This window comes from [Bacillus] caldolyticus (genome assembly GCF_003595605.1).
Taxonomy (GTDB): domain Bacteria; phylum Bacillota; class Bacilli; order Bacillales; family Anoxybacillaceae; genus Geobacillus; species Geobacillus thermoleovorans.
Window position 1 is genome coordinate 2,481,188 of record NZ_CP025074.1, and the last position, 23,867, is coordinate 2,505,054.

Below are 23,867 nucleotides of genomic sequence, written 5' to 3' on the forward strand. Positions count from 1 at the left end.
TAAATTCTACTCCTTTATTTCATTATATTTTATAACCATTTTTTATATTTTTCATATATTTTTTTTACATAAGGCTTAGCAGTTGCCCATAAAATTCCTACATTGTTATTAAACATTGATAAAATTTGATTCTCGGTGAAAGAGCCGGCACTAAAATCCCCAAAATTAGAGACCAAATAAGCAGCTGGTGCTAAATGTCCTGCTAGAAACTTCTCTGCAACTTTGCTGAGTTGTCCCGCTTTTGCGAGTTTTGAAACTATTCCTCCTCCTATAGCACCAGCAGCAGCACCTTTAAGAAGCTCTACTGCAAACTTTTTCCCACTAAAATGTTTAAAAGCATTTCTAGTTCCATATTTTGCAACAAGCTCTGCAACATAACCTACTGCATTAATAAAAGCACCGACCAATGCCTCTGCTACGATTATAGGAATGTGCCCACTCGGATCCACATACATTACTGGATTATTTTTCGTATACACATACTGATTCAAACTTTGCGGCTCGTTTTCAACCCCATGGAACGTATCTCTTGTCAAGAATCGCCCCATATTCGCCTCATAATACCGCGCCATTAGGTAGTATAGTCCGGTTTCCTCATCGTAATAATACCCGGCATAACGGTATGGGTTCGCTGTTGCCAGCGCACCGGTTTTGGACAGAATGTTACCCCATGCGTCATACTCGTATTGGGCGACGACATTTCCGCTTGCATCCGTCAATGCAACGACATCTCCATGACCGTTCAAATGATAGTAGTAAGTGGCTCCGGCTTTCGTCATCGTGACCGGGCGGCCCAATGCGTCCCACGTATATTCCGCTGTGATGTTGTTGTTGGCGTCTGTTTCATACAACAGACGAATCGAGTCGCCATCGTAGTGATAGTAAGTCGTACCGCTTGATGTTGTTTTGCTGATGCGTCTTCCTTGATGGTCATACGTATAGGTTGCGATCGTAGTGCCCGATGCGTTTTTTACTTGAATGAGACGGTTTTCGTCATCATACACAAACGTTTTGTTGCCGTTGTTCGTTAAATTCCCGTTCACATCATATGTGTATGCCTGTCCGTTAACGGCTGTTAGTTGGTCGGCGGCGTCATACGTGTACGTAGTCGTTGTAGTTGTTCCATTGTTGACGATTTTCTTCGTCCGGTTGCCAACCGCGTCGTATTCGTACGTAATCGCTGTTCCATCCGCTAGTGTTTCCTTTGTCAGCTGATTCAATGCATCATACTCATACGTAATCGTTCCATCTTTTGTTTCTACAGCTGTAATATTGCCATTCGCATCGTAACTGTAGAGGAAGTAGTTTAAAACATTTCCGTTGGCATCGAAATTTTTCAATGATTTTAGCTGATTGGCATCGTTATATTCATAAGCGGTATAAGTTCCATTGGCATGGATGATGGCCGAAATATTTCCGCGCTCATCGTACGTAAATCTCGCTAAATTCGCGCTGTTTCTTGACAAGACGACTAACTGGTCCAATGGATTATAGCTGTATCCAATCGTATCAGTCGTTGTACCAGCCGTAATGGATGTCGATGTAACATTTCCATTATCGTCATAACCGTAGGCAATGGCGTTCGATGATCCTTTGCTGATGCGAGTCAGACGGTTGTTTTTATCGTATGTGTACGTGGTTGCATTTCCATTGGCATCCGTCACCGATGTCACGTTGCCATTGGCATCGTAATTGAACGTCCATTTTGTTGTCCCGTTGTAAGCAACGGCAATGAGTCGGTTCAGCGCGTTGTAGCTATAGGATACGCGATCCCCGTTTGCATACGTAACCCCTGTAAGATTCCCGTTTTTATCATAAGCAAACGATGTCGTTTGATTTAACGGGTTCTTGAAACTAGAGATTTGGTTCCATTCATTATACGTATAGTTAGTTGTATAATTCTTTGCATTAGTGACCGATGTTCGATTGCCCGCGCCGTCGTAACCATAGGTAGTCACATTCCCGTTTGGGTCGGTGACTTTGGTTAATTGGTTATTGTTGTTATATTCGTAAGAAGTCGTTTTTCCTTTTCCATCTGTGACGCTCGTTTGGTTTCCGATAGCATCGTATGTGTACGAAACCGTATTTCCTGCCGGATCGGTGACTTTGGTGACGTAGTTTTTCTTTGCATCATACGTGTACGACGTCAGAGAAGCTCCTACTTCTAGACGCATTGCATCAAACCATGCTGTGCCCGTTTGATTATAATAGTAATAATACACGTCAATGTAATCGAAGGCCTGTTTCGGTTTTACTTCCGCGGCAACATGTTGCCAGTCAGTCTTCGCCTTATCAAAGTCGTTTGCATAACCCCAATCGGTTGTACCATTCGTATAGTGGATTGCTACTTGCAAGCTATAGTAACCGCCGTTTGGATTGGCTCCTTCTTGTTTGGACCATCCAGACAACGTAAGTTTAGTGTTGTTGTCGCCAGAAATATTAATCCGTTGTTTAATATGCTTATTTTTCCCAGACTCTCCTGTGATTTTAAATGACTTGCTTCCAACATATATATTCGCAACTGTTGTATCTAGTCCATCATTTGTTGATAAATTGCCGCTTGTCGTCCAATTGTCAGGAATTCCATCACTATTCATATCTCGCTCGAAGCTGGAATTATCAACAAGATTATAGGCGCTGACAACCGTTCCTTTCTCTAATTGGATCCCGTCGAAATAAGCAGTCCCAGAACCAGCGTTTACACCGACAGATACCCGAATCGTCTGAGTTCCCGATGGAGCATTATCCGCGACGACATGAAGCCGAGTCCAATCGTTCGTTCCTGCCAACCCATAAGAAATTTTTTGATTTAACCAGTTTCCTTGCGCATCAAAATATTCAACTTTAATAAGAGCTCTGGCAGACATGGACGATGTTTTTACATAACCGCTTGCCACATAAACTCCACCATCATACGGCTGCTTATCAGAACTGACAATCGCCCATCCGGTCGAATTCGAAATGCTGATCGCTTTATTCCCAAATTTGCTTGTTGTCGTCCAACTGAATGTAGCGATTTTCCCTGATTCTACGGCCTTTGTCCAGTTGTCTGGCCAATTATCCGCATTATGATCGAATTCGAAGCTAGAGTTACTTACCAAGTTATCAGCTGTAGACATTGGATACGTCGAATACTGCAAATTTCCCAGATTATCGTATCGCTGTGAAACTGATTGTGTATAAGGATCGATCGCTTCGGTTTGATTGTTATTTTGATCATAATCAAATGTGCTGACGTTGCTGTTGAAATCCTGCTCTTTGATAAGATTATTTTGCAAATCATACGTATATTGTGCCGACTGATTTTCTGGCAATTGAACGCTGACAATATTTCCTTTTTCGTCATATTGATAAATGAACGCTGCGGTTCCATTCGCCTTATTTTCATTTGGTTCCACTACTCGGGTTAAATTATTGTTATTATCATAATCGAATGTTGTCACAGCCTTGTTTTGAGCATCTAAAGGATTTTCTGTGATTTGAATAATATTGCCGTTAGCGTTGTACGTATAATCTACCCGTCTCCCTTCGCCATCTGTGACCGACGTAACACCATTGGTTTTGTCATATGAATAATTTGTGGTACTATTTGTAAGTGCGCCGTTAATCGTAATAGGGCGTTCAATGCTTGTTACGCGGTCGAGTGTATCATAACCAATTGTCGTCGTAATATTTCGGGCATTTTTAATACTTGTTAGATTATGATCCGAATCATACGTAAAAATGGTCGCGTTTCCTTGAGCATCCGTAACTTTCGTTAGGTTGCCGGAAGCATCATACTCATAAGAGATGGTTCTGTTTGCTGGGTCGGTGATACTCGATACATATCCGTTTGTTCCATAGGCAATCGTCGTCGTTCTTGCTGATGCATCTGTAATTGAAGCTAATTTTCCGTTTGCATTATAATTCAATGTAGTCGTGTTCCCATTTGTATCGACCATGCGAGAAAGTTTGCCATTTGTATTGAAATAAAGTTTCGTACCATCGGTTTTGGTTATTGTATAAGTGCCGTCCCCATTTTTGATTAGATCGAGATAGACACCACCAGCAGCTTCGTATCCCCCGCCAACTTTTTCACCAAAAATATGACGAGTATTATCTCCATCAACAAACGTAACTGGTCCACTGCCTGCATCCCAAATATTCATTTCGAGATTAGACATCCATCCATAACCAAACATCCCATTCGATCCGGACTTTCGGCTATTGTATGTTCTCGTAAATTCAACATCTTCGCCCAGACCAGAAATAGCAAGATCCGTTGTTTGTAAAACAAGGTTTCCGTTTGCTGGATTCACCCCATCTTTAGTGGTCGTCCAGAAAGATTCTTGGCCGATTGGCTCTACCCAATAATTAATCGTAATGCGCGGCGTATTAACACTATTGTTTACCGTATTAAATGTGCGATATGGAGAAGACGATTCGTTCTGCTGTTTCAGCATCAAGCCGTAGTTCGGCTGAATACCATTGTACCAGTCCTTGACCAACTGAGTGATATCCCAGCTCCAGTACGTATTGGCCGTATTGTTTGTTGTCGTTGATTCTTTTGTGCTTCGAATAGAAGGCTGATTATTCCAGGTAACAGAAGAAGACCAATTGCTTGTAATTCGATGTAAATCAATGGATACTTGTTGACCATCGGCATTTGTTTGATAGGCATTAAATGTAGCGCTGGAAATGACACTATCACTCGGAAGACTCGGAAGGTAAAATCTCACTAAAGCACGAGTCGTTCCGAAATAACTGTTGTAACCTGTATGCATGTATGTGTTGCTCGAATAGACAGAATCAGGAAAATTATAGGCAATAAAATTATCCCGCAAAACATCCCATTCATTGATCGTAGGGTCAATCGTTACCGGATATATGGTGTCTGGATCTTGTAAAAAGCTCTCATCTACTATCACATCAATATAAGTTTTGCCGCTATTTTGACGTAAATGAAAGGCAACTTGATCAGAATACTTGTGGTTCGCATCGAACATATATGGCTTTTCTAAGTACCACTTAGGGTTCCCTTTTGAGTCTTCAAAGACGATCGTTCCGTCTTTTTTAGCAACAGCCTTTACCCCTTTTAGTTTCATCTCAAAAGTAAAAGCATTGCTGGAAGGTTTATTGTTAAGAATAATATCCTCTTTGACCGCATTGCCTTGAAGGCGATATCGCACATCGGTTTGTTCAAATAACCCTTTATAAATGATTTCATTATTTTTCGCAACACCTTGCACATTTTTCGCATTTATTGGGATAAACGAAAGGATTCTATCATTTTCTTTGATCGAAACAAGTTCAGGTTGACTCGATTGTTTTGCGAATGTTACTTTGAAGGCGTTAGCCGTATTCTCAAACATATCGGCCCCGTTGGGTTTTAGATCGTTATTAATTTTTTTCCATTTCTTATCAAGAGGATCTTGATAAAATTGGGGTTGCAGGTATATCTCTTCAGTAAAGCTTCCATCCGGATTCAAGTATCTTGTCGAATACTTTGTCCGTCTGCTCTCGAGCTCTAATTTTGATTTTGGCCGTTTCGTGGGAAGATCACCAATGTTAGCTTCAATATTTCGGCTTTTTTGCACTACGCGTTCCGATTTCCCAAGAGCAGCTTGTGCAAATGGGGGGACGACAATACTAAAAATTAAACAACATGAGAGAATCATAGCCACATAGCGATAGTTAAATATCGACTTTCCTTCCACCTTATTCCCTTCCTCTCAGGATATGTTGATCATCCGGATGTCAATAAGATTATAGCAACGAAATACAAAGATACGTAATGATCCAAATAATGTAAATTATCAATCGTTTAAGATGACTATAAAAACCCGCCCGCACTCTCATTCGTTTGCTATTGCCAAAAGTTTATCCATCACGATTTTTCTCTGAGTTTTAACGTCTGGAAAAAAGCTTGTCACCTCTGTTTTTCGGCCATCATGAAATAACTACATACTCAACAGCCCAAACATTGTGATGAACAAGGGGGAAGAGATGATGAGAATATCTGATTTTCTTAAAAGATATCATTTGCATGGGAGTTTAATTAATAAGGTAGAATATGATTCGACCACCAAAAGAGTATCTCTTGAAACTGAGTTATGCAAATGGCAACAATTCGATTATGACGAAACGAAAGATCCGGAAATGATTGAAGGATTCAATGTTTTTGAAGATGTAACATATTTTGAAACAGATTGCGTTAAAGACTTTGATGCTGATGAAATATTGGAAGTGGTGCTTATTTCCGCCACTTCATCGCTTGAAAAAGTTAAAATAGTCACCGACGGGGGGAACATCATCATGATTGAGGCGGGGAATGTAGAGTGGCACTCACTTTGAGTGCAATGCTTAAGGGTAATTCTTACAATGCGCGCAATACCGTTGGCCCGATATTTTAAGGTGTTGAGAAACAGGAAGAGGTTTGTTTGTCGACTGCTCAAAAACGCGGCGATGCATAGCCCCGTCACCGAAGCGGTTGTCAGCGATACAAATACGGAGTGCCATAATATTCCGTCCGGTTGAGCTCCGGGTATTCGGAAGTGAAATGAATGAAAATCGGGCACCAATCACAAAACGGGTACGTGCGAAAAAAATCGCGGTCGCCATAGCGAATAGCTTCGAGCGCCAACGGCAATTCTTTCTTGAATACGTTCGCTCGGCGCGCATTTTCTTGCCGGCCCATTTGCCGGTTGCCAACGAATACATAGAGAAACAATACTAGCTGTTGCCCGGCTTGTTTCCATTCACCGAGCACTTCATCGCGTTGAGAAGTGAGCTGATCAGTGACAAATGCGCGGGAGACAGTGAGGAATAAGGTGCCAGTCGTGTCCGAGTGGGTTAAGGTGTACAGACGGCCGTTCACTGGTGACAGCTGGGTGATTCCAGCGGTCTGGGTGACGTGCAGTCGCTCGGGAGAGAGGTATTTCATGGCGGTCCTCCTTCTTCTGTGGAAAGTGGTCGATCTCATTCATCTATATAAGTTGAAACTTTGTTTTACATCCAGTAGAGCGCCCACCGCATTCTATCAAAATGACTTGTTATGAAGGAAAACAGAATCGAACAATCGGAAAATCTTTATTGCAACTTATATATATGTGCCTTTATTGGCGGCGATGACAAAACAAAACCGAACGGGACGGCCGATCCGCGTTCGGTTTTGCTTCATGGCTTTCAGTGGGTGACGTTGGTGGCCTCCTTGTCCGCAGCCGCTTCGCTATGCGCCAGCGGGGCGGCGGAGTCGGCCCATTGCGGCCGCCAGGCGATGCAAAGCGCCCCGCCGATGATGCCGAGAATCGTGCCGACTAAGAAGCCGCCCAAGGCGCCCATAATCGATAAAATCGCGCTGAACATGCCGATGATGCCGAATAAGGTGGCCAGCCGCGGCATTGCATACGACAAGATGGCCATCAACAATACCATCCCGCCGAAGAAAAAGCCGACGAAGACGGTGCTGCCAGGGACGAGCGAAATTTCATATAAGTGCGCTGGAATCCACAAAATGATCAAGCCCGACAGCAACAGCAGCGTCGCCCCCCAAAACGGCCGCCGTCTGCGCCAGCGCTGAAGCGCCTGCCAACCGGAACGAATTGTGCTCAATGCCTCTCATCCTTACTGAAATTAATTGAGTTTTTCAAAATATACTTTCATGCCCGGCAGCGCCACTTTTTGTTGGAACAAATAGACGGTTTTCAAGTTTCCGTTGTCGATCGTAATATTGTCGGCCCCTTGGGTGAACTCTTGCGCTGCTTTTTGGACCGGGTCTTGTACATCGCCGACGTAGTTTTCTTTCATCGTCAGGCTGCCGAAGGAGATGTTGCCGTTAATTTGCGTCGCTTTTTGCACGAGCCCATCGATCGTGACCGTGCCTCCCGCTTCAATGACGACGCGGATGCCAAGTTTGTCAAAGTCTTTGGAAATTTTCAGCCCTTGAATGCTGGCGTTCGCAATCTCGTTGACAAACACCGGCGTTTGCTTCGATTCTCCCGATTCCGCGATCCCGCCGTACATTTTAAACCCGCTGCCATTCAGTTTGTCAAATTGAACGGTAAATTCGCCGACCCCGCTGATTGGTACGGCATAGGCGACGCCTGTCAGCCCGAAGATCGACAGCAAGGCTCCGAGAAGCAGGAACCCTCCCAACAGTGCGGCGATCAGCGGCTTTTTCGCCGTGCGCCCCCCAATGATGACCGGTTTTGTTGCCATTTCCATGGCGTTTCTCCTCCCCCTTTTTTTGAATGATCAGCGCTGTAAGCGCTTTAGTGAATCTGTTTAAATTTTATGACAATTATACATTCCATCACATCCCTATGTTTGTCGGATTTTTTAAGTGCTCTTGGACAACCGTGACGGGCAAAAGAAGGAATTGACCGATCGAATTAAGAAAGTAGATGATCAAAGTAGTCGATCACTAGCGGGGATGCGGGGGGAGGATGGGGATGTCGAAGGAATTAAATGATCATTTGCTTCGTTTGCTTCATGAAGCGGCCGACATCTTGCATAGGTATGCGGCGGAATTGAACCGGGAATGGAAGCGGATCGGCGAAGCGCTTGGCAAGCGGAATGCGCGGGTTCAAGAGGTGTTTTCCACGCTGTGCGCATTCGTTCAGGCAAGATTGCTCCCGTACGGGGGCGAACATCCAGCGAATGGGCATCTCGAACGCATTGCGGCGTTTCATCCGGAGATGATCATATTTTCCCTGAATTTAATGGAAAATACGGTTCATCAAGTGTTGAAGGCGCATGCGTCAGCGGCTGCTGCGCTGCACCCAGCCGTGCGGTATTTGTTTTTCAAATGGAATGAATGGTTGTTGTATGAAGTGAATGAGCAATCATTCAAAATCGGCGGCGATTCCTCGTGGAAAAAAGAATCCTTGTGGAAAGATGCCGTCATTTTGTTCAACGAATGGATTTTGCGGGCGCAGACGTTTGAGGAATCGGCGGCGCATATTTGTTTTGGTTTTTCCTATTTTCTTCCTTTCAGCCGCTGCGCTCTGTTTCAATTTGTCAATCAGGAGAGCACAGCCATCGGTCTGCACGGGCATGGCGTGGACAATGGGCAAATTCAGCGCTTGCGCGTGGAATTGGACAGCATTCCGATGTTGAAAGAAAGTGTGGGGAAATTGAAAGCGGAAGTGCATGAATTTCGCCATTTTCGTCCGATTTATGTGCCGAGGGCGAGCGAACAGTTTCCGCGCCTGTATGTGGATTTGTTCGGTTTGGCCTCACTGGTGATCGTTCCGGTGTATGTGCCGACGGAAGGGCGGATGATTGGAGGCGTCGTTCTCGACCGCGGACCGGGCCGCTTCTTTGCCGTTGACCGCCGCCTGTTTCCCGCGCTGATGAAATTTGGCCAAAGCGCGGGGGAGTTGCTGTTGAAATGGATCAAGGCGCCAAAAAAAGAATGGGAAGGGAGGGCGGAATCCTTGTCGCCAAGAGAAATCGAGATTTTGAAGCTGCTCGCCGACGGAGCCTCGACATTGGAAGCGGCCTGTCAGCTTTATTTGAGCGAATTTACGGTGCGCGACTACATTTCCAGCGCCTTGAGGAAACTCAACGCGAAAAATCGGACGGAAGCGGTGGCAAAAGCGCTGCGTCTTGGGTTGATCGGATGATGAGGCGGACCGGTCTGTCCGGCCGTTTCATTTCACACCATTTTCGCCGATTGCTCACCGTTTGGACACAGTTTTGTTCTATACTGCCTACTGAAAAACATGAAAACATGGCAGGGGGGAAAACTGTGGAACAAACGGTGAAGGCGGCGGACAAACAGCGGCCGATGTATGCGGCGGTCTGGAGGTGGCATTTCTATGCCGGGATCATCTTTGCGCCGTTTCTGATCATTTTGGCGTTGAGCGGGGCCGTCTATTTGTTTAAGCCGCAGATCGAATCGGCTCTGTACGGCCATTTGTACGAGGTGGACAAGGTAGGGGAAAAAAGGCTGTCTCTCGTTGAGCTGACGGAACGGGTCAAGGAGAAATATCCGCATGATTCCGTTGTCTCTGTGACGCTTGAGAAAGAAGCGAATCGGACCGTGAAAATCGGGATGATGGACAAAGGGGAAATGGTGTTTGCTTTTGTCAATCCGTATACCGGCAAAGTGCAGGGGGCGCTGCGCGCGGATGAGAATTGGACGGAAATCGCGAAAAAAATCCACAGCGAGCTATTGATTGGCGGAACGGCAGCCAACCGTTTTGTAGAGCTGGCGGCTTGTTGGGGCTTTATTTTGTTGGCCACGGGCCTCTATCTTTGGTGGCCGCGGCAATCATTCTCTGTTCTCGGGACGTTTTGGCCGCGCTGGCGGGCGAAAAAACGGTTGGCTTGGCGCGATTGGCATGCAGTGACAGGCATATGGTTGAGCATCGGCATTTTGCTGCTCATTGTGACAGGGATGCCGTGGACAGGGGTCATGGGGGAGGTCATCAACCGCGTGGCGACGGCGACAAACACCGGGTATCCGCCGTTTGCGTTCAGCTTCGGACCGAAGCCGGAATCGAAAGTGGTCACCAAAGACGTGGCGCAAGACGTGCCATGGGCGGCCGAGCAACTGCCGGTGCCTTCTGTTCATACACACAACACGACTTCGTTGTCGCTCGATGACGTGTATGCGATCGCGGAGGCGAAAAAGGTGAAAAAGCCGTTCACCATTTCGCTGCCGCAAGGGCCGAAAGGGGTGTTTACCGTTGCGACATCGAAGACGAAGCCGTGGGATAACGCCACCTTGCATATTGACCAATATTCGGGACGGGTGCTGAGCGATGTCCGCTTTTCCGACTACGGCGCATTGGCCAAAGCGATTACGATTGGCATCGCGTTCCATGAAGGGCGGTTGTTTGGGCTGGCCAATCAGCTCGTCAATCTCGTTTTTTGCCTCGGGCTTGTGTTTTTGTGCGTCAGCGGCTTTGTCATGTGGCGCAAGCGCAAGCCGAAAGACGGTTTCGGCGCTCCGGCGCGGGTGAAAGACCCTCAAGCGGCGAAAACGGTGTGGGGCGGCATGATCGCCGCGGCGGTCGTGATGCCTCTATTTGCTTTGTCGCTCGCCGCAATTTGGCTGTTTGATCGTTTTGTTGTGCAAAAGATTCCGAGCATTCGCCGCTTTCTAGCGGCGTAAACATCTTTGGAAGCGGCTTGAATGTCCTTGAGCATCAGGCCGCTTTCTTTTCTCGACGTTGGGTTTTTTTGTCATGTTCTGCATGGGGCGGCATATGGATAAAAAGGGAATCTTCTTCAACGCATCAAAAGGGAGGAAATGAGAATGAACCAGCCCTACGCGTCCCATGCTTCGCCGCCGCAGCTTATTGCCTTGGTTGACCCGTATGTGTACCACGCTTTCCAAGCTTTGAACGGCAAAGAAGTGGTAGTGGAAACCGTCCGCGGTTCGATCCAAGGAACGGTGAGGGATGTGAAGCCAGACCATATCGTCATCTCAGCGCATCAGGCGGTTTATTACATCCGCTTGGCGCAAGTGGTGTCTGTTCGCCTCAGCAATTAATGGAAAAGGAGGAAAAGAGTCGTGGTATTTCAGCGGATCGACCGGCTGGCGATCGAATTGCCGAAGCCCAAATACGCGGACCCCAATGCGGCTGCCGCTGTTCAGGAGCTGCTTGGCGGCCGTTTCGGAGAAATGTCGACGTTAAACAATTATTTGTTTCAGTCATTCAATTTTCGGCAAAAAAAGAAGCTGCGCCCGTTTTACGAGTTGGTGGCGAGCATCACCGCCGAAGAGTTTGGTCATGTGGAGCTCGTGTCCAATGCGATCAACCTTTGCTTGACCGGCTCCACCCATCCAGGTGATCCGGATACAGCGCCGATGAAGGATGCGAAAGACAAGCGCAATACGTATCATTTTATCGCGACGGCGCAGACGGCGTTTCCCGGCGATTCGATGGGGAAGGCGTGGACGGGGGAGTACGTGTTCAACAGCGGCAACTTGATTTTGGATTTGCTTCACAACTTTTTCCTTGAATGCGGAGCGCGCACGCATAAAATGCGCGTCTATGAAATGACGGACCATCCTACCGCCCGCGAGATGATCGGCTACTTGCTTGTGCGCGGGGGCGTTCATATTTTGGCGTACGCCAAAGCGATCGAAGTGGCTACGGGGGTCGATGTGACGAAACTGCTGCCGATCCCGAAGTTGGATAACCGTGTGTTCGACGAGGCGAGAAAGTATGAGGATCAAGGCGTCCACCGCCGGCTTTATACGTTCAGCGATCGCTATTACAAAGAAATCGTCCGCATTTGGCAAGGAACCCATCCAAGCGATGGACAGCCGCTCGAGGTGGTCGAAGGAGCGCCCCAAGGGGGGGCGATCCCCGATTTGGACGAAGTGCCGGAAGAATTCGCCCCCGGGATTTCGGCTGAAGATTTTTTCGAAATCGCCAAGCGGCTGCAGCGGTCGGCAGGGTTGTGATGAGGCGCCCAACGGCGCCTGATTTTTTTGGAAAGCCGGTCGTTGAACAAAAAGGGCGGCGCAACGAAGAGATGACGCCAATGTTGTTTTTTCCCTTCACTTGAGCGTCCACGATTGGAGGAATCGCTATCTTTCTTCATGTTGTCCGCCGGCGGCGCGGGCCGCAGCGGTTTGGAGCACGTCGAGGAATGTTCGGGCGCTTTTCGGCAAATACCGTTGTCGGTCGAGGATGGCGGCGGCTTCCGCTGTCATGGAAGAGTCGATGATCTCAAGCACCTTGATGCCGGGGAGGCGAAACAAGGCTACAGTGGATTGCGGCACAATGGTGGCCCCGAGGCCTTGGGCGACAAGGGAGAGCAATATGGTCGCGTCCGGGCATTCGCATAGAACGTTCGGTTCAAAGCCATGGCGGCGGCATTCCTCGATGACCCGCTCGTACTGTCCGGCGCCGTGCACCCGGTGGAGAAGGAGAAGCGGCCAATCAGCAAAATCGCGCATGCATAACGCGGTTTGGCCGGTTTTCCATTGCGCCGGCAGCACGCCGACATAACGTTCGCCGGGCAGACGGATGACGTCGTAATCAGCCGAGTCGATCGGCAGGCGGACGATGCCGATGTCAATGTGCCGCTCGTAAAGCAGCTGGCAAATGGAAAATGTATCTCCTTCACGGAGATGAAAGGTCACGTTCGGAGCTTGTTCATGGAAGTGACGGATGGCTTGGGCCAAATAGTAAAAGCACGATTTGACGCAGCCGATCGACAGCGTTCCCGCCGTTCCCTCTTCGATTTCTTTTACTTCCGCTACGGCGTCATCCAGCTGGGCGAGCAGCCGTTTCGCCTTTTCGTAAAACGCTTTGCCCGGTGCGGTGAGCTCCATTTTTTTCGCCTTCCGGTCAAATAAAGGAACGCCGAGCTCTTCTTCGAGCTGCTTCAGCTGCTGGCTCAGCGGCGGCTGGGCGATATGAAGCTTTTGCGCCGCTTTGGTGATTTGCCCCTCTTCGGCAATCGTGACGAAGTATTTCAGCTGCTTCACATCGATCATGGCCGTGCCTCCTCTCTTGCTTCCATATCTTTTTCGTATAGGATGGTTGATCATTTTTGTATTTTTCATATATGAAATCATATGTTATATTAATTTTGAACATTCTGAATGATAGCGCTTCCTTATCTATTATACGTGAAAACGGGGGGAATGAAAATGCCGGCCAAAACAGGTCAGGAGTATATGGAGCGGCTCAAGCGGGCGAAAAGCAGCGTGTACATCCACGGGGAAAAAGTTGAGGATGTCACTGTTCATCCGGCGTTCCGCAACGTCGTCCGTTCGATGGCGGCGCTTTACGACCGGCAATATGAAAAGCCGGAGAAAATGTTGTACCGGTCGCCGACAACCGGGCAGTTCGTCGGCATGACGTTCATTCAGCCGACAACCATTGACGAGCTCATCGCCCGCCGCGAGGCGACGCAAGAATGGGCGCGTATGTCGGCGGGGATGATGGGCCGTTCTCCCGATTATTTAAACGCGGAAGTCATGGCCATGGGCGTCGCCAATGATCTATTTGCCGAAGATGATCCGATGTTTGCCGAAAACGCGAAAAACTACTATGAGTACGCGCGTGAAAACGACATCAGCTTGACGCACACGCTCATCCATCCGCAAATGAATCGCGCCAAGGCGCTTCATGAACAAAACGATGCCGATGTGCCGCTCCATTTGGTGGAACGGCGAAAAGACGGGATCATCGTCAGCGGAATCCGTCTGTTGGCGACGCAAGGCGGGATTACGGACGAAATTTTAGTGTTTCCATCAACCGTGAAAAAATCGACAGCTGGTGAAGACCCGTACGCGCTCGCCTTTGCCATTCCGAACAATACGCCGGGCGTCAAGTTCATTTGCCGCGAGGCGTTTGACTACGGGCGGAGTGCGTGGGACCATCCGCTGGCGTCCCGCTTTGAAGAGGGCGATGCCATCGTTTCGTTTGAAAACGTGTTTGTGCCGTGGGAGCGCGTGTTTGTTTGCGGCAATTCATCGATTTGCAACCGGACGTTCCGTGAGACGAACGCGGTCATTCATATGTCCCATCAAGTGGTGGCGAAAAACATCGTCAAAACGGAGTTTTTGCTCGGTGTCACGCTTTGTCTGATCGAAGCAATCGGCATCGGCGAATTCCAGCATGTGAAAGATAAAGGGGCGGAAATCATGCTCGTCCTCGAGACGATGAAGAGCCACCTGTACCGGGCTGAGCACAATGCGAAGCGAGACCGCTGGGGAACGATGACGCCGGATTTTGCCGCGCTCGATGCCGCGCGCAACTGGTATCCGCGCATTTATCCACGGCTTTCGGAGATCATCCGCATTTTAGGAGCATCGGGGTTGATGGCGATTCCGACTGAAGCCGATTTCCATCATGAAGAAATTGGAGATATCGTCCGCCGCGCGATGCAAGGGGCGACGGTGGACGGCTATGAACGCGTCCAGCTGTTCCGTCTCGCCTGGGATCTCACGATGAGCGCGTTCGGAGCCCGACAGACGCATTACGAATATTACTTTTTCGGAGATCCCGTTCGGATGGGGATGGCGTATTTTGACGGCTACGAAAAAGAGCCGTATAAACAGTTTGTACGCGAATTTCTGCGCGGCGCCAAAAGCGTGTTCATTCCTTCCGACAGCCAGCGGTGACAGTGCAAATTGAGTTGGATTTTTCGAAAGGGGAGAAGGATGATGACATTTTCCATTATTCGCTGCGCCCGCGCGGTGCTGCATGTGACCGATTTGGCCGCCGCCCGCGATTTTTACGAACGGGTGCTTGGGTTTGTCGTGACAGAAGCGGATGAGAGCCATTTGTATTTGCGTGGACTTGAAGAATATCATCATCATAGCCTTCTATTGAAAAAGGCGCCCCGCCCCGCGGTCGAGGCGCTTGGCTACAAAGTCGGTTCCGAGCAGGAATTGGAAGCGCTTTATGAATGGTTTGCGGCGCAAACGCTGCAGCCGAAATGGCTGGAAGACGGGAGCCAGCGCGCCGTCGGTCGGGCATTTCGCGTTCAAGATCCGTCCGGGCTGCCGCTTGAGTTTTTTGCCCAGATGGAGAAAACAGAGCGGCTTTTGCAGCGGTATGACTTGCACCGCGGCGCCCGCGTGCAGCGCATCGATCATTTCAACTGCGCGGTTAGAGATGTAAAGAACGCGTACGACTTTTATGTCCATGGTTTGGGCTTTGCCTGCTCGGAGTATACGGAAACAGAGGATGGGAAACTTTGGGCTGCATGGCTGCACCGGAAGCAAAACGTCCACGATTTGGCGCTGATGAACGGAAAAGGGCCGCGCCTTCACCATATCGGGTTTTGGCTGCCGGACCCGCTCAGCCTGATCCATGCGTGCGATGTGCTGGCGGCGGCCGGATATGCGCCGAACATTGAACGCGGGCCGGGCCGCCACGGATTGTCGAACGCCTTCTTTGTCTATTTGCGCGACCCGGATGGCCACCGAATTGAGCTGTATAACGGCGATTATTTGACGAGCGACCCCGATTTTCCGCCGATCCGCTGGGATTTGGACGATCCGCGCCGTCAAACGTTCTGGGGGCATGCGGCGCCGGACAGCTGGTTTGAAGAGGCGTCCGTCGTTCTTGACGTTCACAGCGGCCAGCCGATCGAGCCGAACGAACCGACATTGGCGAAGCGGAAACCGACCTTCCTGATTTAGAAAAAGACCGCCGCCCTTCTGCTCGGTTTTCGGGATCATGATTATATATGATTTTATCGTTGATTTCATATATGATAGTGTGTACAATATAAATAAGATTCAGAAAAATAAAGCCAATAGGGGGCAAGGGGATGGCATACCACGAGGCGAAAGAACGGCTGCGCGGCTCGATCGCGCCGGTCGTCACGCCGTTTGATGAGGAAGGAAACGTTGATTTTGCGGCGCTCGCCGCGCTCATCGATTGGCATATTGAAAGCGGCACGCACGGCATTTCCGTCACGGGAACGTCGGGAGAGCCGAGCTCGCTGACGCTTGAAGAGCGAAAACAGGTGATGGAAACGGCGAAAAAAGCGGTGGAGGGTCGGGTGCCGTTCGTGCCGGGGACGGGCTCGACCAACCATGCGGAAACGATCGAGCTGACCAAATTTGCGCAAGAGATTGGGGCCGATGCCGCGATGGTCATCGTCCCGTATTACAACCGTCCGTCCCAGCAGGCGCTGTATAAACATTTTAAGGCGGTGGCCGAGGCGGTCGACATTCCGATCATCGTCTACAACATTCCGGGGCGGACGGCGGTCAATTTGGAAGTCAAAACGTTGGCGCGGCTGGCCGAAGATTGTCCGAACATTATCGGCGTGAAAGAGTCGAACAAAGACTTCGAGCATGTCAACCGGGTGTTGTGGCATTGCGGGCGCGATTTCCTTCTCTTTTCCGGCATCGAGCTTTTGTGCTATCCGATGCTGGCGATCGGCGGCGCCGGATCGATCAGCGCGACGGCGAACGTCGTGCCGCATAAAGTGGCCGAGCTGCACGACGCTTGGTTTGAAGGCGACATCAAGCGGGCGCAAGATCTTCATTTTGAACTGATGGAGCTCAATGATGTGCTGTTCATTGAAACGAATCCAGGTCCGGTGAAAGCGGCGCTCGGGATGATGGGGAAAATCACCCCGAAGCTCCGGCTGCCGCTCGATTTGCCAAGCGAAGAACATCAGCAGCAAATCCGCCGCACGCTCGTCAAATACGGCTTGCTGGCCGAAGAGACGCGGGACGAAGAAATGCAAAAAGCGACATAAAACAAGCGCGTGCAACCGGTCACGAGTGTTGATGATCCGTTGCTTCCCGAAAACAGAGCGCCATGCAGCTGCACGCTCCGTCGGCAAGCGAACCGCTTGCCGACGGCGGCAGAAAAGCCGGGAACAGTGCTTTCTCAACTGGTTTTGATTGGTTCATCAACACGCCTGGCAACAGGCATATTAGATGCAACGAAATCGTTTAACATATCCTTGACGGAAAAGTGGCTCATCCATTTTTGACTGTCGAAGGCAAGCCGCAGGCTTGCCTCCGTCACGCCAAAGCGCGATCAAATGCTCGGTAAGAGCTGCAAATGGTAAAGCTTCAAATGGCATCGATACAGATGAGGAGGATACATGATGGCGAATGTGCGCTTGCGTCTGGCCGGCATGAGGCGGACGATTGAGGCAAAGGCGGATCCGCACGGCGGGACGGTGTCGTTTGGCGGGCAGACGCACCGCATTGATGAATTGGAATGGGACGCGCCTATTGGCGGGGCGATGTACGGGGTGGCGCTGAATGATGGAAAGGAGTGGGCGGCGCTGTCAAAAGAGATGAACGCCCCGCCGTATGAAAAGCCGCCGGAAGGCCCGGTGCTGTATATGAAGCCGGCAAACACCATCAACGCCCATCGGCGTCCGGTGCTTCTGCCTCGTTGGGTGAAGCATCTTCAGGCTGCTCCGGCGCTCGGGCTGGTGATCGGGCGGACGGCGGCGCGCGTGCGGCGCGAGCAGGCGCTCGATTTTGTATTCGGCTATACGATCGTGAATGATCTGTCGATTCCACACGAGCAGCGGCACCGCCCGGCGGTGAAGGAGCAGGCGCGCGACGGGTTCGCCCCAGTCGGCCCGTGGATCGTGCCGAAAGAGGAAGCGTCGCCGCTGTCATCCTTGACCGCACGCGTATACGTCAACGGGCGCCTCGTCCAGCGTGCAGACCCGAGCCGCTTTCGCCTTCCAGTCGAACAATGGCTTGCTGAGGTGACCGAATTTATGACCCTTTACCCAGGCGATGTGCTGTTTTTCAGCTGGCCGGCCGATGCGCCGCTTGTTACAGCAGGAGATGTGGTGCGCATCGAAATCGAAAGGATCGGTGTGTTGGAAAATGAAATCGCCCTGGAACAAGGAGGCGATGAATGATGAGGCGGGCGCGTGTGGCCTGGAACGGAATCGTGACCGAAGCCGAGCCGCTCGACGATGGCCGCCTCCGCCTGCCGGACGGAACGATCGTCGGGGAGCTTGAAGTGATGTGGCTTCCCCCGGTGGAGCCGGGAGTGATCGTGGCGCTTGGATTGAATTATGCCGAGCATGCCGGCGAATTGTCTTTTGTTGCGCCGAAAGAGCCGCTTTTATTTTTCAAAGGGAAAAATACGCTCATCGGCCATCGCGGCCGAACTGTTCGGCCGGAGGGGGTCAACATGATGCATTATGAATGCGAGCTCGCGGTCGTCATCGGCCGCCCGGCCAGCCGGGTGAAAGCGGAACGGGCGTACGATTACATTTTCGGTTACACGATTGCCAACGATTACGCTGTTCGCGACTACTTGGAAAATTACTACCGGCCGAATTTCCGCGTCAAAAACCGCGACCGGACGACGCCGCTAGGCCCGTGGATCGTCAGCCATGAGGAAGTCGGCGATCCGATGGCGCTTCGTTTGCGGACGTATGTCAATGGGGCGGTTGTGCAGGAAGGATATACGGGCGATATGATTTTTTCGATCCCGTATTTGCTTGAGTACATCACCGAATTCATGACGCTCGCGCCTGGCGACGTGATTTTGACCGGCACGCCGAAAGGGGCGGTGAACGTCCAGCCCGGCGATGAAGTCGTGGCCGAAATCGAACGCATCGGCCGGCTGATCAATTACATCGTCTAGCCAAAGGAGGAGGGATGATGCCGCACTTTATTTTGGAATACACGGCCAATATCGGCGAAGAGGCCGATATTCGCGGCTTGCTTAAAAAAATTCACAGCGTGTTGATCAAGCGGAGCGATTGGTTTCCCGTCGGCGGCATCCGCTCGCGCGCCATTCGGCTTGACGAGTACTATGTGGCTGATGGGGCCGAAGACGATGCGTTTGTGCACGGGACGCTGAAAATCGGCGCCGGGCGTCCGGAACAGGTGAAAAAAGAAGTCGGCGACGAGCTGTTTGCCGTGATGAAAGACCATTTCGCCCCGCTGTTCGCCAAACGCTATTTGGCGCTGTCGCTTGAGCTGTATGAATTCAACGAGGCGGGGACGTATAAACACAACAACATTCATGCGCGTTATCGGACATAGCGGGAGGGGAAACGAATGGCAGTGCAACCAAAAGTGCTTCATTATATCAATGGGCAGTTTGTGGAAGGGGCAGCCGGTGCGTATTTCGACAACATCAATCCGTTTACGAACGGGACGATCAACCAGATAGCCGAGGGGCGGAAAGAAGACATCGACGCAGCGGTCCGGGCGGCGAAGGAGGCGTTTGATCACGGGCCGTGGCGGACAATGCCGGTCGAACGGCGCCTTCGTTACCTTTTCCGCATTGCTGACTTGATTGAGCAGTATGCGGACGACATCGCCTATTTAGAGGCGCTTGACACCGGCATTCCGATCAGCCAGGCGAAAAAGCAAGCCGCCCGCGCGGCGGAAAACTTCCGCTTTTACGCGGAAATGGTGAAGACGCGCCTTGTTGGCGAGGCGTATCATGTGAATGGTCAGTTTTTAAACTATACCGTTTATAAACCAGTCGGCGTCGCCGGGCTCATTACGCCGTGGAATACGCCGTTTATGCTGGAAACGTGGAAGGTGGCTCCCGCGCTGGCGACCGGCAACACCGTCGTCTTGAAGCCGGCCGAATGGTCGCCGTTGACGGCGAATAAACTGGCGGAAATCATCGATGAAGCCGGGCTGCCTCGCGGGGTGTTCAACGTCGTGCACGGGTTTGGCGAAACGGCGGGCGCCGCATTGGTTGCCCACCCGGATGTGCGCCTCATCTCGTTTACCGGCGAGACGACGACCGGCATGGAAATTATCCGCAACAGCGCCGCAACGTTGAAAAAAACATCGATGGAGCTCGGCGGCAAGTCGCCGCTCATTGTGTTCGCCGATGCGGATCTCGAACGGGCGCTCGATGCGGCGGTTTGGGGCGTGTTTTCGCTCAATGGCGAACGGTGCACGGCCAACTCGCGGCTGCTGCTCGAGCAGTCGATTTACGACGAATTTGTCGCCCGGCTCAAAGAGCGCGTCGACCGCATCGTCATCGGCGATCCCATGGCTCCAGCGACCGAGCTTGGCCCGCTCATTCACCGTGCTCACTGGGAGCGGGTGAACCGCTATATTGACATCGCCAAGCAAGAAGGGGCGGACGTCTATGCCCCCAGCGTTCCAACAGGGTTGGAAAAAGGCAATTTTGTGCCGCCAACGTTGCTGCTTGGTTGCCATAACGGCATGAGGGTGGCGCAGGAAGAGATTTTCGGACCGGTCATGGCGGTCATGTCCTTTGCGGATGAAGAAGAGGCGATACGGCTGGCGAACGATGTGAAATACGGGCTGGCGGCATACGTCTGGACGAACGATATGAAGCGCGGCCACCGCGTCGCCCAAGCGATCGAAAGCGGGATGGCGTGGGTCAACTCGCCGAACGTCCGCGATTTGCGCATCCCGTTTGGCGGGACGAAATACAGCGGCATCGGCCGCGAAGGTGGGCATTACAGCTTTGATTTCTATACGGAAGTGCAAGTCGTCCACGTCGCGGTCGGCGACCCGCCGATCCCTTCGTTCGGCAAGGCGAAGCCGCCTTCCGCTTTGTCTGCAGAACAGAAATAACAGCTGGTCAACATATATTATGTGATATATGATAGATGTATGGAAACGAAAGCGAAAAACAAAACCCAATTGGCTTACGAGTATATTCTTTCCCGCATTGAAAACGGCGTCTATGGCCCGGGATACCGCGTCGTCATCGACCAAATCGCCCGCGAGCTTGGACTCAGCAGCATCCCGGTGCGCGAGGCGATCCGCCAGCTCGAGGCGGAAGGGCTTGTCGAATTTAAGCCGTATACAGGCGCCGTTGTGAGCAACATCAACGAGAAAGAATATATCGAGACGCTGTCGGTGTTGGCTGTGCTGGAAGGCTATGCGACCGCGCTTGGCTCCGCCCATTTGACGAAGGAGGCGATCAACGAGCTTGAGCGGTTGAACGAATGGATGGAGCGGGCGCTTGAAGAGCTGGAGCTGGAACGGTTCAGCGAGCTGAACTATGAATTTCATTCCTTGATTTACGCCCATTGCGGCAACGCCTACCTCGAAGAGCAAATCAAGCAAATTTGGCAGCGGATGAAGCGCATCCGCGCCTACGGCTTCACCTTTGTGCCGCAGCGGGCGAAAGCATCGATCGAAGAACATAGAGAGATCATCCGTCTGTTGCGTGAACAGGCGCCGCCGCATGAAATCGAACAATACGTTCGTCAACACAAAATCAACACCGCCGAAGCGTTTAAGCGGCGGCGCTGATCTTCTTCCGCCGGGTGGAGGCCTGGCGGGAGAACGATGATTTGAAAGCGTTGTCAATATAAAAGGGGGGCAAAAAAAGATGAAAAAAGGAATGTCTCTATTGATGGCGGCATTGTTGCTCATTTTCCTTGCCGCCTGTGGGAAGACGGCGACATCGGGAGGAGAGGATGAAATCAAAATTGGCGCCATTTTTTCGGCTTCCGGCGGGGCGGCCCCGCTTGGCAAACCGGAGATGGAGACGGTCAAAATGCTCGTTGAGCAATGGAACAAGCAAGGCGGCATTGATGGAAAGAAAATCAAGCTGATTGCCTATGATGACAAGTCCAACCAAAATGAGGCCGTATTATCCACGAAAAAACTCATCGAACAAGACAAAGTCACTGCCATTATTGGCGGCACGATCAGCGGCAACTCCTTAGCCATGATTCCACTCATTGAAAAAGCAGGCATTCCGTACATTTCCCTCGCCGCAAGCAAACAAATCGTCAATCCAAGCGATGGATCCTCACGTCATTGGACATTTAAAACCGCTCAAGGGGACAATATCGTCATCCAGAAGCTGCTTGGTTTTTTAAAAGAGAAAGGATGGACGAACGTCGCCTGGCTGAACGTCGCCAATGCATACGGAACGAGCGGGCATGAAGAGTTTGTGCATTATGCCCCGGAATATGGGGTGAAAGCCGTCATCGAAGAGGAGTTTGAGGCGACGGTCGATGATGCGAAAGCGATGTTGACAAAGGTGAAAAAAGCGAATCCGCAAGCCATTATCGTATGGGGAACAGCGCAGGAATCGGCGGTCGTCACGAAAAACATCCGCCAGTTGGGCATTGAGGCGCCGATTGTGGAAAGCCATGGCATCGGCACGAAAAGCTTTATTGACTTGGCCGGGGAGGCGGCCAACGGCGTATGGTTCCCTGCCGGGCGCATTTTAGTGGCCGATCAGCTTCCGGACAGCGACCCGCAAAAAGAAACGCTGCTAAAATACAAAGAACAGTTTGAGAAAGCGTACGGCTATGCCCCGACAACGTTTGGTGGACATGCGTGGGATGCGTTCCATTTGTTGGTCAATGCGATCAAGGAGGGCGGCGCGGATCAAGAGAAAATACGGTCGGCTCTGGAGAATACAAGAAAATTTATCGGCATTTCGGGCGTCTTCCATATGTCGAAAGACGACCATACAGGGCTTGACGCCGACAGTTTGGTGATGGTGCAAATTCAAGACGGCAAGTTTGTCCTTGCCGAGCAGTAAACAGGGAATGAGGTCGCTAATTCCCTTTTGTTCCACCTAACCGTTGAAGGAGGGACGGGGCATGGAAGCGTGGAGCCAGTTTGTGCAGCTGTTGTTTTCCGGGCTGACGGTCGGCAGCATTTACGCGTTGGTGGCGCTCGGGTTTGTCATTACGTACAGCGTGACCGGCATTTTAAATTTGGCTCAAGGCGATTTCGCTATGTTGGGGGCGTTGTTTTGCATTACGTTGGTCAATAACGGAGTGCCGTTTGCCGCGGCCATCGGTTTGAGCATGCTTGCGGTGATGGTCGTCGGTGGGCTGTTTGAGCGGCTGGCGATTCAGCCGGCGCGCCGTTCGCCTGTCGCGGTGCTCATTATCATTACGATCGGGGCGTCGTTTGTATTCCGCGGGATCGCCTTGCTTGTTTGGGGGACGGATCCGTACGCGCTGCGCCCCTTTACGGGCCATGGGGCGCTTGAGGTGTTTGGAGCGGTCATCCAATGGCAAAGCGTCTGGGCGATCGTCATTTCGCTCGCAAGTTTTGCCGCCTTGCATCTGTTTTTTCACCGAACATACATCGGCAAGGCGGTGGCGGCCTGCGTCATCAATCCGTTTGCCGCTCGGTTGATGGGGATTGACATCCGCAAAATGTCGCTTGGCGCGATTGCCGTCAGCGCCGGTCTTGGAGCGCTGGCGGGAATCGTCATCGCCCCGATTTCGGGCGCGTCTTATGATATGGGAATGATGATCGGGCTGAAGGCGTTCATCGCCGCTGTTGTCGGGGGATTGACGAACGCCCCGGCGGCGATCGCCGGTGCGTTTCTCGTCGGGCTGCTTGAATCATTTGCGGAAGGATACTTGTCCTCGGGGTACAAAGAAGCGATCAGCTTCGGGCTGCTATTGCTTGTTCTGTTTTTCATGCCAAACGGGCTGTTTGCCAAGATGACAGGAAAACGAGTGTAAGGGGG

The 23,867-nt window shown here is 51.0% G+C and carries 20 protein-coding genes; 15 read left to right on the forward strand and 5 right to left on the reverse strand.

Annotated features, from left to right (window positions below):
• Positions 1–29: 29 nt before the first annotated feature.
• The gene (locus tag CWI35_RS12825) at positions 30–5,696 is read right to left on the reverse strand and encodes a DNRLRE domain-containing protein (protein ID WP_020278409.1); all 5,667 of its coding nucleotides are present in this window, start codon (positions 5,694–5,696) and stop codon (positions 30–32) included.
• A 292-nt stretch (positions 5,697–5,988) separates the two neighbouring features.
• Here CWI35_RS12825 and CWI35_RS18610 point away from each other — a divergent pair, with 292 nt between their 5' ends.
• Positions 5,989–6,333 carry a hypothetical protein gene (locus tag CWI35_RS18610; protein WP_021321748.1) on the forward strand — a complete coding sequence of 115 codons (345 nt, stop codon included), beginning with the start codon at positions 5,989–5,991 and terminating at the stop codon, positions 6,331–6,333.
• 139 nt (positions 6,334–6,472) lie between these two features.
• Here CWI35_RS18610 and CWI35_RS12835 read toward each other — a convergent pair whose 3' ends face one another.
• The 3 genes from CWI35_RS12835 to CWI35_RS12845 all read right to left on the reverse strand — a co-directional run bounded on the left by CWI35_RS12835 (position 6,473) and on the right by CWI35_RS12845 (position 8,202).
• Entirely contained in the window at positions 6,473–6,922 is a 450-nt protein-coding gene (locus tag CWI35_RS12835) for a staygreen family protein (protein ID WP_025039239.1), read from the reverse strand.
• Positions 6,923–7,164: 242 nt separating this feature from the next.
• Positions 7,165–7,590 (reverse strand): DUF6114 domain-containing protein, encoded by a 426-nt coding sequence (locus CWI35_RS12840; RefSeq protein WP_014196702.1) that lies wholly within the window; start codon positions 7,588–7,590, stop codon positions 7,165–7,167.
• A gap of 21 nt (positions 7,591–7,611) precedes the next feature.
• The gene (locus CWI35_RS12845; RefSeq protein ID WP_020278413.1) at positions 7,612–8,202 is read right to left on the reverse strand and encodes a DUF6230 family protein; all 591 of its coding nucleotides are present in this window, start codon (positions 8,200–8,202) and stop codon (positions 7,612–7,614) included.
• Between the two features lie 227 nt (positions 8,203–8,429).
• Here CWI35_RS12845 and CWI35_RS12850 point away from each other — a divergent pair, with 227 nt between their 5' ends.
• From CWI35_RS12850 to CWI35_RS12865, 4 genes are all read left to right on the forward strand, one after another.
• Complete coding sequence (locus tag CWI35_RS12850; protein ID WP_011232509.1) at positions 8,430–9,605, forward strand: helix-turn-helix transcriptional regulator; 1,176 nt, start codon at positions 8,430–8,432, stop codon at positions 9,603–9,605.
• 125 nt (positions 9,606–9,730) lie between these two features.
• On the forward strand, positions 9,731–11,101 hold the full coding sequence (locus tag CWI35_RS12855; protein WP_011232508.1) for a PepSY-associated TM helix domain-containing protein: 1,371 nt from the start codon (positions 9,731–9,733) through the stop codon (positions 11,099–11,101).
• A gap of 144 nt (positions 11,102–11,245) precedes the next feature.
• Complete coding sequence (locus tag CWI35_RS12860) at positions 11,246–11,482, forward strand: YuzF family protein (RefSeq protein WP_011232507.1); 237 nt, start codon at positions 11,246–11,248, stop codon at positions 11,480–11,482.
• A 21-nt stretch (positions 11,483–11,503) separates the two neighbouring features.
• On the forward strand, positions 11,504–12,403 hold the full coding sequence (locus CWI35_RS12865; protein ID WP_011232506.1) for a manganese catalase family protein: 900 nt from the start codon (positions 11,504–11,506) through the stop codon (positions 12,401–12,403).
• Between the two features lie 126 nt (positions 12,404–12,529).
• Here CWI35_RS12865 and CWI35_RS12870 read toward each other — a convergent pair whose 3' ends face one another.
• Positions 12,530–13,444 carry a LysR family transcriptional regulator gene (locus CWI35_RS12870; RefSeq protein ID WP_011232505.1) on the reverse strand — a complete coding sequence of 305 codons (915 nt, stop codon included), beginning with the start codon at positions 13,442–13,444 and terminating at the stop codon, positions 12,530–12,532.
• Positions 13,445–13,600: 156 nt separating this feature from the next.
• Here CWI35_RS12870 and hpaB point away from each other — a divergent pair, with 156 nt between their 5' ends.
• The 10 genes from hpaB to CWI35_RS12920 all read left to right on the forward strand — a co-directional run bounded on the left by hpaB (position 13,601) and on the right by CWI35_RS12920 (position 23,862).
• Positions 13,601–15,079, forward strand: a complete 1,479-nt coding sequence (hpaB, locus tag CWI35_RS12875; protein ID WP_021321751.1) for a 4-hydroxyphenylacetate 3-monooxygenase, oxygenase component — start codon at positions 13,601–13,603, stop codon at positions 15,077–15,079.
• A 42-nt stretch (positions 15,080–15,121) separates the two neighbouring features.
• Positions 15,122–16,105 (forward strand): 3,4-dihydroxyphenylacetate 2,3-dioxygenase, encoded by a 984-nt coding sequence (gene hpaD, locus CWI35_RS12880; RefSeq protein WP_033012356.1) that lies wholly within the window; start codon positions 15,122–15,124, stop codon positions 16,103–16,105.
• 131 nt (positions 16,106–16,236) lie between these two features.
• Positions 16,237–17,178, forward strand: a complete 942-nt coding sequence (gene hpaI / locus CWI35_RS12885) for a 2,4-dihydroxyhept-2-ene-1,7-dioic acid aldolase (RefSeq protein WP_020278416.1) — start codon at positions 16,237–16,239, stop codon at positions 17,176–17,178.
• A gap of 357 nt (positions 17,179–17,535) precedes the next feature.
• Positions 17,536–18,315 (forward strand): fumarylacetoacetate hydrolase family protein, encoded by a 780-nt coding sequence (locus CWI35_RS12890; protein ID WP_025039297.1) that lies wholly within the window; start codon positions 17,536–17,538, stop codon positions 18,313–18,315.
• Complete coding sequence (locus CWI35_RS12895; protein ID WP_011232500.1) at positions 18,312–19,052, forward strand: fumarylacetoacetate hydrolase family protein; 741 nt, start codon at positions 18,312–18,314, stop codon at positions 19,050–19,052. The genes CWI35_RS12890 and CWI35_RS12895 overlap by 4 nt, the downstream gene beginning before the upstream one ends.
• A gap of 17 nt (positions 19,053–19,069) precedes the next feature.
• Positions 19,070–19,456 (forward strand): 5-carboxymethyl-2-hydroxymuconate Delta-isomerase, encoded by a 387-nt coding sequence (locus CWI35_RS12900; RefSeq protein WP_023633696.1) that lies wholly within the window; start codon positions 19,070–19,072, stop codon positions 19,454–19,456.
• 15 nt (positions 19,457–19,471) lie between these two features.
• Complete coding sequence (hpaE, locus tag CWI35_RS12905) at positions 19,472–20,983, forward strand: 5-carboxymethyl-2-hydroxymuconate semialdehyde dehydrogenase (RefSeq protein ID WP_011232498.1); 1,512 nt, start codon at positions 19,472–19,474, stop codon at positions 20,981–20,983.
• A 39-nt stretch (positions 20,984–21,022) separates the two neighbouring features.
• Complete coding sequence (locus tag CWI35_RS12910; RefSeq protein ID WP_011232497.1) at positions 21,023–21,670, forward strand: GntR family transcriptional regulator; 648 nt, start codon at positions 21,023–21,025, stop codon at positions 21,668–21,670.
• 79 nt (positions 21,671–21,749) lie between these two features.
• A complete protein-coding gene (locus CWI35_RS12915; RefSeq protein WP_011232496.1) occupies positions 21,750–22,919 on the forward strand; it encodes an ABC transporter substrate-binding protein in 1,170 nt (389 codons plus the stop codon).
• Between the two features lie 61 nt (positions 22,920–22,980).
• Positions 22,981–23,862: a branched-chain amino acid ABC transporter permease gene (locus CWI35_RS12920; protein WP_011232495.1), complete on the forward strand. Its 882-nt coding sequence runs from the start codon at positions 22,981–22,983 to the stop codon at positions 23,860–23,862.
• Positions 23,863–23,867: the final 5 nt, after the last annotated feature.